This window comes from Pseudomonas marincola (assembly GCF_900116605.1).
GTDB lineage: Bacteria > Pseudomonadota > Gammaproteobacteria > Pseudomonadales > Pseudomonadaceae > Aquipseudomonas > Aquipseudomonas marincola.
In genome coordinates this window covers 45,470-60,357 of the sequence record NZ_FPBC01000009.1, presented here as the reverse complement: position 1 = coordinate 60,357, position 14,888 = coordinate 45,470, and the positions used below count along the sequence as shown (strand labels likewise).

The following is a 14,888-nucleotide window of genomic DNA, read 5'->3' as shown; positions in this document are numbered from 1 at the left end:
GTAACACGCACCTCAACCACTGAGCGACTGCTTAACGCACATCCAATGCTTGCTGAACCACCGTGCCGACTGAAGACCTGACCGAGATCACCGGATTGGCGCTTGGCACAACTTCTGTCGAGGTCAGCGATAGCCGCCAGCGGCCGGTGCCCGGGACAGCCGTCGTGCCCAGTTCCTGCAGGCCATTGGCGGTGGTCACGCTGATAGTCATCACGTTGCCATTGGTGATCGACGTCTGGCCGCGGATGTCCCACGTGAAGCGATTGTTCGAGCGCGGGGTGACCTGTGCAGTGGTGACCGTCAGGTTTTCCACAACGGCCGGTGGCAGTGGCGGATTGACCGTGACGCTGACCGACGCCGGCACTGATACCGCGCCCAGTGAATCGCGGGCGGTGTAGCTGAAGGTCGTGGTGAACGCCGTCGTCACCGTGGCCGGCGGGGTGTAGGTCAGCGTTGTGCCATTGCTGGTCACGCTGCCCTGGCCGGCGGCGGGTTGGCCGAAGCCGTTAATGCTCAACGGCACGTTGCCTTCCGGGTCGGTGTCGTTGGCCAGCACATCAATGGTGATCGGCGCATTGAGTGTGGTTACAGCGTCGTTGACCACAGTTGGCGGCAGGTTCGGGTTAACGGTAACGGTAACGGTCGCCGGTGTTGCCGACTTGTCGCCGAGTGCATCCTGCACGGAGTAGCTGAACGTCACGGTGAGTGGTGTGGTGACGTTTAACGGCGGGGTATACAACACCGAGGTTGTGCCATTCAGCGCAACACTGCCCAAACCGGTGGCGGGCTGACTCAGGTCGACAATGGTCAGCGGCGTGTTGTCGTCCGGGTCACTGTCATTGGCCAGCAGGTTGATTGAAATTGGCGCGCCTGATGAGGTCGCCGCCGCATCATCCACTGCAACCGGCAACTCGTTGTCGGTTGGTGCTGGCGCCGTACCCACGACCCTGACCATCTCGGTATCGCTGCCGCCAGCTGCCGATTTGACCGTGACGGTGGCAGGCGGCTGGCTGAGGTCGCTGACTTCGAGGGTTTGCTGAGTCCCCGATTTCGACAGCCTGCCGAAACCGGGCGCTGCCAGATCTGGCACCTGTACCTCGTCACTGGACGTGGCCGTGACGCGCAGGGTCTGGTCATCCCACGAGTAGGTTGCAGTGCTGATTTTAACGACGTCAGCCAGTTTGCTTGAGAGCGATGTCTGCTGCTTGACGCCGCTCGGGTCTACGCTCGTCGCCACAATAAAGGGTGGCAGGGTTGTTGCCGCCGGATTATGGCCAAAGTACTTGCCGCTGTTATTGGCCGTCATGTCGGTCAGGCAAGGAGAAGGCGGCACGCCATCCACCAGATCGAGGGTTTCGCGGAAGCAAACGTCGCTGTTGGACGCCGAGTCTGCGAACACACTTATCTGGGTGCCACTCGCAGTCCGCCGGTAGGTTGCACGTTCGATTTCCAGCGGCAGCGGATCACGCGGATCAGACAGTTTGCCCGACACGCTGAACAGGTTGGTTTCGATCACCCCGGCCGGGCCTTCAATTCTGACGAAGTTGGTGTCGAACGGGCTGCCGGTGACGGCTTCGGTAATGTTGGGGTTACCGATAAATGTCTCGGTCTGCCCCGTTTCCGGGTTCTGCGCCAGATATGGCCCACCCACTCCATGCAGGAACGGGCCAATGTCACCGCCCAGTGCGCCGCTGAAATCGCCGGGCGCTCCGATGCCGATGTCGCGGGTCATGTTGATGGCGCGACGTCCCGGCGTGGTCACATTGAAGGTGTCGACGCCATACGGGTGAGTCACGGTGTAAGTTCCGGCGACTGGCACGCTGATGCGTATACGAATCCGCGCAAAGCTCACCTGATCGCCAGGTAATGGATCACCACCACCAAACGCGGCTTCAATACCGGCCACATAGGCGTCCATTTCATAGCCTGCCACCGCACCTTCCGGGATGGTGGTTTCGGCCAGGAACCAGAATGACTCGTCTGGCCAGTTGTCGGGGAAGACTATGGGTTTGGTGTCATCGAAGATACCCGGGTTGGGCAGCAGGATGCAGAGGTAACCTGCTCCCGGTGTGAGCTCGGCCTTGGACAGGCAGAGATCGAGACGCTCGGCGGCCGGCTCACTGGTATCTTCATACCAGGCGGGGTAGCCGCCGGTTGCCGGGGTGTAGGGTGGCGGGGCGACCGCACCCAACTCAGCCTGAGCATTGCTGATGGCAAGAGCGATCAGGCTCAGGGATGAGATAAACATGCAGGGCAACTTGTTCATGATGCCTCCTGGCGCAAATTCTGATGCGCAACCGTCATGGAAGGATGACCACTTCTTCGGTATCCGAGCCGCCATTCGATGAGCGAACGGTGATGCTCGCCGGTGGAATTGGGCTGATACCGGTCTGGGTCGAACCGTTGCTTAACGTGGCAATGAAGTCGCCACTGCTGTTAAACACCGACAGCGTTGGCGGGCTGACCTGGTCGCTGCTACTGGCCTGAACAATCAACTGGCCGGAGCTCAACCCATAGGTCGCCGTGCTGATCGTCACGTGATCGACCAATGGCTGGACCAGCGTTGCGGGCGTGCTGCTAGCGATCGCCAAGGAGTTGTCGACGGTCAGCTCAACGTTTGCCGGCAAGCTCGGGTTGACGCTGGATTGGCCGTACCAGTTGCCGGTCGAGTCCGCCTCGGTCATGGTCACGGTTGCACCGCCGGTATCCACATAGCTGGCTTTGGCGGGAGGCGGTGGCGCTTTGAGGAAGACATCCTGTTGGGCGTTCAGCGGTCCTTGCTGGCTGTTGCTGCGCGAGTAGGTTGCCCGGTCTACGAGGGCCGGAGTTGGGCGAACCACGCTGGATAATTTGCCGGAAATGGCAAAGTCGGTGGTGCTCAGGTCAATCCCGCCCGGGCCTTCAATGCGCACGAAGTTGGTGTTGAACGGGCTGCCGGTTACCGCTTCAAGCAAGTTGGGATCACCAATGAAGGTTTCCATTGCGCCGGTGTCCGGGTTGACCTCGGTGTAAGGCCCGTTGACGCTGCGCAGGAACGGGCCGATATCACCGCCCAGCGCACCGGTGTAGGTTTGGGGTGCGCCAATACCGACATCGCGGGTCATGTTGATGGCGCGATTACCGTCGGTGCCGAAGTCGTCAGCGGTTACATCGAAAATGTCGACGCCGTAGGGGTGGGTAATGGTGTAAGTACCGGGGGTGGGCACATCGACCCGAATCCGGATGCGGGCAAAGCTGATCTGGTCGCCAGGCGCGGGATCGCCGCCACCAAATGCCGCCTCGACCGCCGATATGTACGCCAGGTCTATGCCGGATGCGGCGTCGACGATTGCGGCATCGCCGGTGAACCAGAATGCTTCATCCGGGAAATTATTCGGAAACACCATCGGTTGGGTGTCATCGAAAATGCCCGGGTTGGGCAATAGCGAGCACATGTAAGAGGGCGCGTCCGGCGTTGACGGTACGCGTGAACTGAGATTTTTGGATAAACACAGGTCAAGGGTCCGACCGTGAGTGTCTTGATACCAAGCAGCGAAAAAGCCATTTTCCGCCAAGTACTCCCCAGCAGGAGTACCAGGATCTACCGCAAACAAATCAGCTTGCGCTGCCTGACTTGCAGCTAAGGCAAGGCATAGAGCAGACACAGGTACCTTCAGTTTGGTGTGCATGAGTGCGTCCTCTTGCAGTGTGTCGTGTCTCATGCGGCTTGATGGGGCCACCGACACGCTGCAAGCCGTACCGCAACATCCATACCATGTATCAAAAACCAACGACTGACCGCTCTAAAACGGTGGTTGCAAGGCCTTGGTGTTTGCAGGCGGCGAGTTTTGCCGGGCTGGGGAATAGGGGGGCTTTCCCCAAAGTTGGGTTTTGGCGGGGGGGGGCTGAGAGCTGGGAAAACTGGAAGGTTATTTGGCGTTAAAAAACCGGCGATCAACTGTGCCAGAGCCGGTTATATCTACTTAAAGCCTAATACCAAATAATGATTTAAATATTTCTCAAAACATGAGCTATAAACAACTCAGGACAATAAAAAACAGCCGGAATTCCCCATGTGCGTTGCCTTCGATCTGAGCAAATTAACGCCCTGGAGGGATGAGAAACTGAGCAGTCGCTCATTCAATTTGCTGCGCTGGTTTTCCCTGATCAGTTTGGTCATCGTCGGCACAGTGGCGGTTGGATTAGGGATTATCTCCACTCAGTTCGTGGTTAAAGAGAGCATTGAGCGTGACGCCATGCTCACCGCCCAATTCATCCGCGCAATCGGGGCCACCGAAATCCGCCATCATGGGCTGGGTAACATGGTGATGTCCGAGGTGATTGATCCACGCAACGACAAAAACTACTCGCAAGCTGTGGCCGAAAAGCGACAGCGGGCTCGATCCGAGTTCTTCGACCATATCGCCAATCTCCCCGACGCCCTCTTAGCCAATATTTATGCTGCTGACCATGTGGTCATCTGGTCGAGCAATCCCTCACTAATTGGCCAGACCATTATTAACCAAGATTTAGACAAGGCCTTTGCAACGCGTGAGTCAGTCGTTTCCAGCTACAACCACGCGGACGAATCGCATGCCGAGCAACAGTTTCCTCACGCCCCGCAAGAGTTATTTATCGAGAACTACGTGCCGATGCTGGATCACAATGGCTCCGTTGTTACGATGGTCGAGGTCTACAAGGAGCCGCAAGACCTGATCGCCCGTTTGCAGCGCGGCTACCGGGTCATCTGGATATCAACAGCGATTGGCGGCGCGCTGATTTACTTTGGTTTGTTCTGGATTGTGCGCCGCGCCGCGATCTTGCTCGACTCGCAGCGCCAACAACTGGTTTCCAATGAGTCATTTGTGGCACTGGGTGAAATGTCTTCGGCACTGGCTCACAGCCTGCGCAACCCGCTGGCGACCATTCGTTCGAGTGCGGAATTGGCGCAGGAAATGTATGACGGTAAACCACCGAAAAATCTCGCCGACATTATTGGCCAGGTCGACCGGATGTCGAACTGGGTGCGCGATTTGCTGATTTCTTCACGCCCGCTGAGCGGTGAAATCGAGGTGGTTGATCCTGCAGCGGTGCTCAAGGATTGCCTGAGCAGCTTTGAGCTGCAATTACGTCAGGCCAATATTCAGGCAGAGATCACGATCGACTCATCCGCTTTTGTGGTCAGTCATCGGATGATGCTGCGGCAAGTGCTTAATAGTCTTATCTCCAATGCGATCGAGGCCATGCTCAAGGGCGGGGTGCTCCGCGCCAAGGTTGAGGTGGTTGAGTTGGGTCGTCGGCTGACTCTGACCGTGAGTGACTCCGGCAAAGGCATGTCGCGCCAGCAGGAGTTAATGGCCTTTAAACCGTTCTACACCACCAAACAAGGCGGCCTGGGAGTGGGGCTGGTGATGGCTAAACGAATAATGGAACGCTTTGGCGGCAAGATTTCGTTGTCGAGCAAAGAGCAGCACGGCACGACCGTGGTGCTCGACTTCAAGGTTGCCTCGCAGGGTCAGCAGCATCGGGCTGCTGAGGCGGCGTGAGAGATACTTAACCAGTAAACAGAGTACGCACAAGCGCGGATTTGCAGTTTGGATGCGGGCGTTATTCAGGCAGGCGGGCTTGAACGCGTGACGCCGCGGGTAGTCGCAGGTCGCCCTTTTAGATGAATCAATTTGAGCCTGGGGAGGCGATATGGAACATTGCATTTTGATCGTCGAAGACGATGAGATGTTGGCCGAAAATATTCAGACATTTTTGCAGCGCAAGAATTTCGAGGCGCATGTCTGCCATTCTGCCGAAGAGGCGCTTGAGCTTCTGCCCACGCTGCAACCCGATGTCATGCTCACCGATCATTCATTGCCCGGCATCAGCGGCATCGAGTTGCTGGCCAAGGTGCACGCGAGTGCGCCGCAGATCAAACTGATCATGATGACCGGCTACGGCAATATTGATGACGCGGTTGAGGCGATGAAGGCCGGTGCATTTCATTACCTGACCAAGCCTGTTGCGCTGGTCGAGCTGAAACTGCTAATCGAGAAGGCCCTCGATGCGCAGCGGCTCGAACACAAGCTGTCTTTTTATCAGCTGCGTGATTCTCAGGAGTCGAGCAAGCAGGCGCTTATCGGTAATTCAGAGCCGATGAAGGCCTTGAAGTCGATTATCCAGCAATTGCTCGACGCTGAAAGCCGCATGACCGATGCCGAGCTGCCTGCGGTTCTGGTGGAAGGTGAAACCGGTACGGGCAAAGAGTTGATCGCCAGGGCACTGCATTTTGGCGGCGGCCGCAGCAGCGGACCATTTATCGAATTCAACTGCGCCTCGATTCCGGCCCATCTGATCGAGGCCGAATTGTTTGGTCACGAGAAAGGCGCATTTACCGACGCCAAGGAGCGTCGGCTGGGTTTGGTCGAAGCGGCAGACGGCGGCACGCTGTTTCTTGATGAAATTGGTGAGATGGACCTGAGCCTGCAAGCCAAATTGCTCAAGCTGCTTGAGGACCGGACCATTCGCCGCGTGGGCTCGGTCAAGGAGCGCAAAGTCAATCTGCGCATCATCAGTGCGACTAACTGCAACCTTGAACAGATGGTTCAGCAGGGCAAGTTCCGCCGTGATCTGTTCTTCCGGCTGCGCATCATTTCCATCAAGGTGCCGCGTCTGTATGCGCGTGGGGATGATGTGCTGTTGTTGGCACGCCACTTCCTGGCCATGCATTGCAAGCGTTACGGCAAGCCGGGGCTGCAATTCAGCGCCGAGGCCGAGAGCCTGCTCAAGCGATACAGCTGGCCGGGCAACGTGCGCGAGCTACGCAATATGCTTGAGCAAAGTGTGCTGTTGGCGCAGAGCACGATTATCGGCCCCAGCCAGTTGGTTATTTGTTCGAGCCTGATGGAGCCGGAGTGCCGCGAGTCTGTCGTTCAGGCCACGCACAATGAGGCGGGTGAGGAGGAAATGGATGGCTTCAATCTGCCTGAAGTCGAGCGCGACATGGTGATTAAAACCCTCAACAAAACCGACTGGAATGTCACCAAGTCGGCGAGGATTCTCGGTTTGAGCCGCGACATGTTGCGCTATCGCATCGAGCGTCTGGGGCTGACCCGACCCGGCCGCCAGCATTAGTGCGTAACACAGTCAAAAGAAAACCCCGGTTGTTCACCTGGCGTCTTGGCAACGCCGCAAGGTGAGCAAACCGGGGTTTTTTAGTCTGGAGCGAGTCCGTGCATGGCTATGCGCCACGCGACAGGCTTAGTCCTGACGGCTGGTAACTTCCAGCAGGTGATAACCGAACTGAGTCTTCACCGGACCCTGAACGACATTTACCGGAGCGCTGAAGACCACGGTGTCGAATTCTTTAACCATCTGGCCAGGGCCGAAGGAGCCCAGGTTGCCGCCATCACGGCTGGATGGGCAGGTGGAGTTTTCTTTGGCGATCTGAGCGAAATCAGCGCCGCCTTCGATGGCTGCTTTCAGTTCGTTGCACTTGTCTTCGCTTGCAACCAGGATGTGGCGGGCAGTGGCTTTAGCCATGGGGAAATACCTCCTTTCAATGAAGCGTAGAGCCTACCGCAATCGTCCGGCCAAGCAAATGCTGGCAGACGGCGGACAGCTACAGATTGTCGGTTTTTATCGACTCGTGGCGTGTGCAGGTGCGCGCGATTGCCACGCACCTCTTGCAGTTACGGCTTGCGCGCGGTGAAAACGGCGCGCATGGGCGCAGGCAGGCCTTCGATGGTTCGGCTGTGGTCGGCCGGGTCGAGAAACTCGGGCAGCGACTGATAACGCATCCATTCGGTCGAGCGTTGTTCGGCAACCGAGGTGGTGCTGACATCCACGCACTGCACGTCGGTAAAGCCGGCGCGGCGCAGCCACAATTCGAGTGCCGGTACCGAGGGCAGGAACCACACGTTGCGCATTTGCTGGTAACGGTCTTCGGGCAGCAACACTTGCTGCGCATCGCCTTCGACCACCAGCGTTTCCAGCACCAACTCGCCACCTTTGACCAGGCAATCCTTGAGGTCGAACAGGTGATCAATCGGCGAGCGACGGTGATACAGAATGCCCATCGAGAACACCGTATCAAAGCCTTGCAGCTTGGCCGGAAGCTCCTCGAAACCCAGCGGCAGATGCCACACCGGTTGGTCTGGCAAATAGTTTTTCATCGCCAGAAACTGGCACAGAAACAGCCAGTTCGGATCGATCCCGACCACGCTGGCCGCACCCGCGCCAAGCATGCGCCACATGTAGTAGCCATTGCCGCACCCGACATCCAGCACGCGTTTGCCGGTGAGGTCGAGATACGGCGCCACACGCTGCCACTTCCAGTCTGAACGCCATTCGGTATCGACATGCACATCGAACAGGTGGAAGGGGCCTTTGCGCCAGGGAATCAAACCCTGCAAGGCGCTTTTCAGCTGTGCGCGGGTTGGCTCGTCACAGGGGCCGTTGAAGCTGAAATTTTTCACCAGTTCAAGCTGCTCAACGCTGAGTGCAGGCAAGGCCTCCACGGCGTTATGCCAGCGCTGCAAGTCGCCGTGACCAATGGCCAGCTTGGCGTCTATTTGCCCCGGCAGATCAGCGCTCCACTCTTGTAACGGGGTGCCGGCAAGGTGTTGTTGCAGCGCGTCTAGGTCAAGTTTGCGGATCATGGCAGGGCAATCATCGAGGCGAAATTAAGGCATTGAAACCAGGGAATGACTTTACTGAAACCGGCCGCCAGCAAGCGTTCGCGGTGCTGTTCAAGGCTGTCGGGAATCATCACGTTTTCAATTGCGCTGCGTTTCTGCGCAATTTCCAGTTCGCTGTAGCCATTGGCACGTTTAAAGGCGATATGCAGATCGGTCAGCAGTTGCTGTTGTTCGCTATCGGCAAAGCACAGCTTCTCTGACAGCAGCAGGGCGCCGCCGGGCATCAGCGCCTGGCGAATCCGGGTGAGCAGCTCCAGGCGCTGTTCCGGCTTGATGAACTGCAAGGTGAAGTTCAGCGCCACCAGTGACGTCGGCTGAAAATCGAGATTGAGAATATCCGCCTCGATCACATCGACTGGCAGCAACTCCTGAAACATCGAGTCCTGTGCATGCAGGTACTCGCCACAACGCTCGACCATCGCGCTGGAGTTATCGACCGCAATCACCCGGCAATCTTCAATCTGCACATGCCGGCGCAGCGCCTGAGTGACCGCGCCCAGTGAGCAGCCCAGGTCGTAAAGCACACTGTGCGGTTGGGCGAACTGGCTGGCCATTACACCGAGGTTTTCGACAATCGTCGGGTAGCCGGGCACCGAGCGCTTGATCATGTCAGGAAAAACCCGAACCACGTCTTCATTGAAGGTGAAATCGGGCACCTGTTCCAAGGGCTGGGCAAAGATGCGATCTGGCTGTTTGTTCACGGCGATACCGATAAAGGTCTGCAAAGCCGGACATTTTAGCGAAGCAGGCTGTGAAAAAGTACTGCACCGCGTGTTACTGCGTCGTAAAGCCGCTGTTTGCAGCGCTTGCGCGTCTGTACAGGCGACGCATGGCTACTTCAACTGGTCGGAAAAGTACTCGCCTGCACCCTGCAGCGGCCCCAGAGGATTGCGTTTGACCTCCAGGCGGCGAATGTTCGGCTCGCCATTGCTGACCTTGTGCACCAGCGTGTCGTCGATCAACACAAAGATTGCGCGAAACGACCAGCCCTGAATTTCCCGTTCTTTCTTGAAGTTCAAAACGTCTGCCCAGAAGCTGCCAACGCGCGCCGAGTCAGTTTTGGTGAAATCGAATGAGTAGCCAATGCAGCGGTCTTTGGCCTCCAGACATTCGACCAGGCCTTCGGGCAGGTACTCAATCGGGATGTTGGCCTGCACAAAGAGTTGGCGGATGTCGATGAACGAGAGCATTTTGCCGTTACCTTGCGCCAGCGGATCGAAGCCCAGGGCGAACAGCTCGCTGCGGGTTGTCTTGCCGGTAACGGCCTGGTTGTATCTCGCTTCCGCGTCGAGATAGTCGGTGAACGGTGAACGCGCCTCGGAACGCTCACTGGGAAGCATGCTGCCGCAGCCACTGAATAAACCGAGCAGGACCAGCGCTACCAACAATTGCAGTTTTTTCATAATCAACCACACGACGTCGATGAGGTTGCAGGCAATTCAAGCGCAGGCGCTATTGCCCTTTTGTTGTTTTAGTTGGCATTTTTCCAGAGGTTCTACAGGCCGGCGTTTAAAGACTCAGGCCTGCCTAGTTTCTATAGTCGAAGTTGCGCAGGTTTGCTGCGGATTCTGCGCATAGATGTGAAGTGCAGACGCACTTATTGCCCATTGCCCCAGCCAATAGCTGACGATGATCCAGTAACCGGCGGAGTCGAATGGGGCGACGAAACGGTTGATGCCGATAAGACTGTCGGAGAACACAAACAACAAGGCGCCGACCGCAGCGAGCAGGGCGTTGTTGCGGTTTTTGGGCTGCATTGTCAGGCGTGCCAGTGCGCGCCAGAGCATTGCGCCAATCGCCGTTGCGTAGCAGGCAACCGGAATCAGCATCGGCCCCAGCCCCGCACTTGCCAGTACGCTGAACATCGAGCCGCCAACTGCTAACGCGAGCACTAGTGCCAGCCACGCAGGCTGTTTGCAGTCAGTCAGGTAGGCGCGCAAATAGGCCAGATGAGCTAGCAGAAAGGCGCCCAGGCCAAACACAAAAAGATCGTGCGGCCATTCGAGCAGCACGTCGCCTGCGAGCGAACACAGCAGACCAATACGAATCCAGCGCCGGTAACGGCCCGCCGGTGCGTTCGCCAGCCAGAAAAACATGGCAATGACCGGGACGCCTTTGCTGAACAACGCAAGCTCGGCCGAACCGGTTGCCCGGGCGACAATGAACACAACACTGGCAATCAGACCGAGTATTAACCAACGCATAGCAGCCACCTTGCAGAGCGATAGACGTTACTGCGCGCATTAGCGGCGCGCGGCCAGTATCAGCGAGTCTGTATTTCGCAGTCGAAGGTTTTTTCCGGGGCTACGTCGGCTTCCCACGGACGTTGATAAGTCAGCAGCAGGCGACCTGTGCCTGGCTGCAGAACGCTAAAACGCCAGGTCGATTGACCGGCGCTGCCGACCAGGCCGGCTTCTTCCGGGTTGCTGTAAACCTCAGGGCCGAGGCTTTTGAGTACGCTTGGCGCAGCGTCTTGGACGACCCAGCGGAAACCGGTGGTTGGGTTGCTGGGCAGCGTCAGGATGAGTTGCTGATTGCTGCTCAACTCGATTGGGCACTGGCTGCTTTTTTGCAGATTGATACTGCTCGGCTGGCTTGCACACCCTGCAAGCATCGCAAGGACTACGGGCATTAACAGGCGATTTGGCGCGGACATTGGCAACTCCGACAATTGGCAATGGCCAGCAGCATAGCGGGTGATTGGGGCTTTAAGTAAGCCCTCAGTGGATTTATCTCGGTGATTGCTGCAAGCCGCGCACATGCGGTGTCGCGGCTGCAGCAACAGGCGGGTGGTTACTTGAACATGACTTTAGCGACATCACTGAAACGTGTGGCGAAGTGCACGGTCAGGCCTTCACGCAGGTATTCGGGCAGCTCTTCATAGTCGCCCTGATTGGCTTGCGGAAGGATCAGCTCGCTGATTTTCTGGCGGCGCGCCGCAATGACTTTTTCGCGCACACCACCAATCGGCAGCACTTGCCCGGTAAGCGTTAATTCGCCGGTCATGGCCACGCCTTTTTTCGGTGCCTGCTGACGAGCCAGAGAGAGCAGGGCAGTGGCCATGGTTACGCCTGCGCTTGGGCCATCTTTCGGGGTCGCACCTTCAGGCACATGCAGGTGGACAAAGGCATCATCGAAATAGCCGGATTTGCCGCCAAATTGCTTGAGGTGCGAGTTGATGTAGCTGTAGGCAATCTCGGCCGACTCCTTCATCACTTCGCCCAATTGCCCGGTCAATTTCAGGCCGCGATTGAGCGTGTGAATCCGCGTGGCTTCAATCGGTAACGTCGCGCCGCCCATGCTGGTCCAGGCCAGACCGGTCACGACGCCTTCGCCGGCAAGCACCCGCTCCTTACGGAACATCGGTTTGCCCAGCGCCTCTTCAAGTTCCTTGCTGCCGATTTTCACTTTACTGTCTGGCGACTCCAGCAGTTTCACCACCGCCTTGCGCACCAGTTTACCCAGCTGTTTTTCCAGCTGACGCACACCGGCTTCGCGGGCATAACCTTCGATGACGCCGCGCAAGGCCGAGTCGGTGATGCTCAGGCGATTTTTCGGCACGCCGGCTTTTTCAAGCTGCTTGGGCCACAGGTGACGCTTGGCAATCGCCAGTTTTTCTTCGGCGATATAGCCGGACAGGCGAATCACTTCCATGCGGTCCAGCAGTGGGCCGGGGATCGAGTCGAGGGTGTTGGCCGTGCATACGAACAGCACCTTGGATAAATCGAGGCGCAGGTCGAGGTAGTGGTCGAGAAATTCGACGTTCTGTTCAGGGTCCAGGGTTTCGAGCAGCGCCGAGGCCGGATCGCCCTGATGGCTGGCGCCGATCTTGTCGATTTCATCGAGCATGATGACCGGGTTCATCACCTCTACATCTTTCAGCGCCTGCACCAACTTACCCGGCATGGCGCCGATATAGGTGCGGCGATGGCCCTTGATCTCGGCTTCATCGCGCATACCGCCGACACTGAAACGGTAGAACCGCCGGCCAAGCGACTCGGCAATCGATTTACCGATGCTGGTTTTACCCACGCCGGGCGGGCCGACCAGCAACACGATTGAGCCAGCAATCTGGCCTTTGAACGCGCCAACAGCGAGGAACTCGGTGATCCGCGATTTAATGTCATCCATGCCCGCGTGGTGGTTATCCAGCACTTGGCGGGCATGATTGAGGTCCAGCTGGTCTTCGCTGTAAATCCCCCAGGGCAGCGCGGTTGCCCAGTCCAGATAGTTGCGGGTCACGGCGTACTCGGGTGAGCCCGTTTCCAGAATGGCCAGTTTGCCAAGTTCTTCATCAATGCGTTTGCGCGCCGATTCCGGCACGGTCTTGCCTTCGAGGCGCTGATTGAACTGCTCAATGTCGGCGCTGCGGTCATCTTTGCTCAGGCCCAGTTCCTGTTGAATGATCTTCAACTGCTCCTTGAGGAAGAACTCGCGTTGATGGTCGGCGATCTTGCGATTGACCTCGGCGGAGATTTCTTTCTGCAGCCGCGCTACTTCAACCTCTTTGCGCAGCAACGGCAGCACCTTTTCCATGCGCTTGAGCATTGGCACGGTATCCAGCACGCCTTGTAACTCCACACCTGGCGCTGTGGTCAGCGCGGCGGCAAAGTCGGTCAGCGGCGACGGATCATTCGGGCTGAAACGATTGAGGTAGTTCTTCAACTCTTCGTTGTACAGCGGGTTAAGCGGCAGCAGCTCCTTGATCGCGTTGATCAGCGCCATGCCGTAGGCCTTGATCTCGTCACGCGAGTCGAGGTTGATCTTGGGGTACTCGACCTCGGCCAGATACGGCGGTTTGCGGCTTAACCAGCCGCGCACGCGAACACGGGTGACGCCTTGGGCAACAAATTGCAGTTTGTCTGCCTCTTCGGCGACATGATGAATGCGCACCAGCGTGCCGTGCTCGGGCAGAGCGTCGGGGTCGAGCAGGCTGCCGTCGGTGGGCGGATTGTCGATAAAGAACAATGCCAGACTTTTATGCTCGGTATTGCCCACACGCTGCAGTGTTTCGGCCCAGGGCTCTTTGTTGACGATAATCGGCAGCGCCTGCGCCGGAAACAGCGGGCGATTATGAATCGGGATGACATAAAGCTTGTCGGGCAAGCGGTGCTGCGGCAGGGCCAGGCTGTTGCTTGACTGGGCGTCTTGCTCTTCAACGATTTCGATATCGGGTTGATCGTTCATGCGGCACCTGTGATTTCTGTATAGAAACAACATGGGGGACGACTTTGCCGTTTTCAATCGGGGGCACGGCATAACACCTGCAAACCCAACTCTGCTGATCGCAGGTACTGCTGTTTGCGCCTGCAAACAGTTAAACTCCGCTTTTGCAGATTATTACCTTTTTGTGCCCATGTTTAACGCCCGTCTTACCTGCCTCGATAACCAAGCGCATGAACACACCCACGACCACCACCAACTGGTGTTGTCGCTCTCTGGGCGTGCTGAATTCGAGGTTAATGGTTGTGGCGGTGAGGTGTGCCGCATGCGCGCCTGTCTGGTGCCGGGTGATGCGGACCATCAGTTTGCCGGGGTAGGTGACAACCGCATGCTGATCGTCGACCTGCATGAGTCGGAAATCAGCGCCAACGACCTGCAACTGCTCACTCATCTGTTCGATGCGCCGCGTTATCCGCAGCTTGATCCCGATTTCCAAAATCTGTTGAGTTACGCCGGCGCCGAGCTTGAGCGCTACGGCAGTGATCCAATGCTCACGCGTTCATTGGGCGGTGTGTTGCTGCGCGCCCTGCATTTGCGCGTGTTTGGCGAGCAGCGCACGCGGGTGCATGCGGCGCTGGATATGCAGAAAATCGATGCCTACATCAGCACCCATCTGGCCCGACGTATCAGCGTTGCCGAACTGGCGCAGGTCGCCTGTCTGAGCCCGAGCCACTTCCATGTGCAGTTCAAGGACGCTGTGGGCATGAGCCCGCATCAGTACCTGTTGAAGAACCGCCTCGATCGTGCGGCGCGATTGCTGCGCAGCTCCAACTTACCGCTGATCCGAATCGCCGAAGAATGCGGCTTCTCATCACAAAGCGCCCTGACCACCGCCATGCGCCGGTACATGGGCCTGACCCCAAAACGCCTGCGCACAGACGAAGCCTGACGCCCCTCAAGTTTTCCCTCCGCCAGTCGATATCCACTGTTCAGACGCAGTTGCTTGGGTGACGAGATCAGCCCTCATCGGGGGACTAACTTCGGTGAGTACCGGGATTG

General features: G+C 57.7%; 12 protein-coding genes. 3 read left to right on the top strand and 9 right to left on the bottom strand.

What is annotated here, in order from left to right; all coding sequences use genetic code 11:
- Positions 1–31: 31 nt before the first annotated feature.
- Positions 32–2,266 (bottom strand): Ig-like domain-containing protein, encoded by a 2,235-nt coding sequence (locus BM395_RS15220; RefSeq protein ID WP_090513305.1) that lies wholly within the window; start codon positions 2,264–2,266, stop codon positions 32–34.
- A 34-nt stretch (positions 2,267–2,300) separates the two neighbouring features.
- A complete protein-coding gene (locus BM395_RS15215; RefSeq protein ID WP_090513303.1) occupies positions 2,301–3,668 on the bottom strand; it encodes a hypothetical protein in 1,368 nt (455 codons plus the stop codon).
- Positions 3,669–4,052: 384 nt separating this feature from the next.
- On the opposite strand from BM395_RS15215, the gene BM395_RS15210 reads away from it, so the two are divergent.
- Together BM395_RS15210 and BM395_RS15205 are read left to right on the top strand one after the other, a co-directional pair.
- Positions 4,053–5,525, top strand: coding sequence for a sensor histidine kinase (locus BM395_RS15210; RefSeq protein WP_090513299.1), 1,473 nt, complete (start codon positions 4,053–4,055; stop codon positions 5,523–5,525).
- A 151-nt stretch (positions 5,526–5,676) separates the two neighbouring features.
- The gene (locus tag BM395_RS15205; RefSeq protein ID WP_090513295.1) at positions 5,677–7,101 is read left to right on the top strand and encodes a sigma-54-dependent transcriptional regulator; all 1,425 of its coding nucleotides are present in this window, start codon (positions 5,677–5,679) and stop codon (positions 7,099–7,101) included.
- Between the two features lie 126 nt (positions 7,102–7,227).
- Here BM395_RS15205 and BM395_RS15200 read toward each other — a convergent pair whose 3' ends face one another.
- From BM395_RS15200 to lon, 7 genes are all read right to left on the bottom strand, one after another.
- A complete protein-coding gene (locus BM395_RS15200; protein ID WP_069901573.1) occupies positions 7,228–7,509 on the bottom strand; it encodes a peptidylprolyl isomerase in 282 nt (93 codons plus the stop codon).
- A gap of 149 nt (positions 7,510–7,658) precedes the next feature.
- A complete protein-coding gene (gene cmoB / locus BM395_RS15195) occupies positions 7,659–8,627 on the bottom strand; it encodes a tRNA 5-methoxyuridine(34)/uridine 5-oxyacetic acid(34) synthase CmoB (protein WP_090513292.1) in 969 nt (322 codons plus the stop codon).
- On the bottom strand, positions 8,624–9,367 hold the full coding sequence (gene cmoA, locus BM395_RS15190) for a carboxy-S-adenosyl-L-methionine synthase CmoA (RefSeq protein ID WP_090513580.1): 744 nt from the start codon (positions 9,365–9,367) through the stop codon (positions 8,624–8,626). The genes cmoB and cmoA overlap by 4 nt, the downstream gene beginning before the upstream one ends.
- A gap of 132 nt (positions 9,368–9,499) precedes the next feature.
- Positions 9,500–10,069: a hypothetical protein gene (locus tag BM395_RS15185; protein ID WP_090513290.1), complete on the bottom strand. Its 570-nt coding sequence runs from the start codon at positions 10,067–10,069 to the stop codon at positions 9,500–9,502.
- A 114-nt stretch (positions 10,070–10,183) separates the two neighbouring features.
- Entirely contained in the window at positions 10,184–10,870 is a 687-nt protein-coding gene (locus BM395_RS15180; RefSeq protein WP_090513287.1) for a lysoplasmalogenase, read from the bottom strand.
- 59 nt (positions 10,871–10,929) lie between these two features.
- Positions 10,930–11,322 carry a protease inhibitor I42 family protein gene (locus BM395_RS15175; protein ID WP_069901577.1) on the bottom strand — a complete coding sequence of 131 codons (393 nt, stop codon included), beginning with the start codon at positions 11,320–11,322 and terminating at the stop codon, positions 10,930–10,932.
- A gap of 137 nt (positions 11,323–11,459) precedes the next feature.
- Positions 11,460–13,853: an endopeptidase La gene (gene lon / locus BM395_RS15170; protein ID WP_090513285.1), complete on the bottom strand. Its 2,394-nt coding sequence runs from the start codon at positions 13,851–13,853 to the stop codon at positions 11,460–11,462.
- A 169-nt stretch (positions 13,854–14,022) separates the two neighbouring features.
- Between lon and BM395_RS15165 the strand changes: the two genes are divergently transcribed.
- Positions 14,023–14,778 (top strand): AraC family transcriptional regulator, encoded by a 756-nt coding sequence (locus BM395_RS15165; protein ID WP_069901905.1) that lies wholly within the window; start codon positions 14,023–14,025, stop codon positions 14,776–14,778.
- Positions 14,779–14,888 lie beyond the last annotated feature (110 nt).